Annotated in this window: 1 pseudogene; it reads right to left on the bottom strand. The window is 75.6% G+C overall.

From position 1 onward, the window contains the following. Positions 1-326 (bottom strand): annotated as a pseudogene (locus EAO77_RS36440) (hypothetical protein); the annotation flags it as partial. Between the last annotated feature and the right edge of the window lie 317 nt (positions 327-643).

Genomic DNA, 643 nt, shown 5'->3' on the forward strand with positions numbered 1-643 from the left:
AGGCCCGTCGTCAGGTCCCCGTGGCCGCCGCCGTCCTCGCTGAGGGCCTTGCGCTGGCGCTCCTGGACGTCGGCGCGCAGTGCCTCCACGCTGCGCTCGAGGTCGTCGACGGAGTCCGTCTGCGCCTCGACCCGGTCGATCAGCTCCGTGCGCTCCTTGGCGAGCACCGGAGCCGAGATGCGGGCCTCGGCGGCTCCCACGGTCACCACGGCGGCCGCGAGGACGAGCCCCGCGGCGAGACCCAGCCGGGCACGCAGCGTCCGCGGCAGGCCGCCGCTCTCGGCACGGCGCGCCGACGCCTCCATGTCGCTGCTGACCAACGTCATGGAGCACAGCCTCGACGACGGCTACGCCGAGGCGTCGGGGCGCACGGGCGGTGAACCGGTACTCCGAACGGGGGGCGGCTGCGACATGCCGCACATCGTCGCACGTCGCAGCCGCTACCGCCGAATGGCCCCACCGGTGCCCCCGCGACCGCGCCATGCGGCGGCAGGGGGCACCGGTGGGGGTGTCACTTCCCGGCGCTGTCCACGACCGCGGCCCACTCGTCGAGCAGGGCCTGGGCGGAGGTGTCGTCCGGGCCCTCGGCCCACAGATGGGTGACGGCCTCCGCCGGGTCGGGCAGCACCATCACCCAGCGGCC

The organism is Streptomyces sp. T39 (assembly GCF_008042045.1).
Classification (GTDB): Bacteria; Actinomycetota; Actinomycetes; order Streptomycetales; family Streptomycetaceae; genus Streptomyces.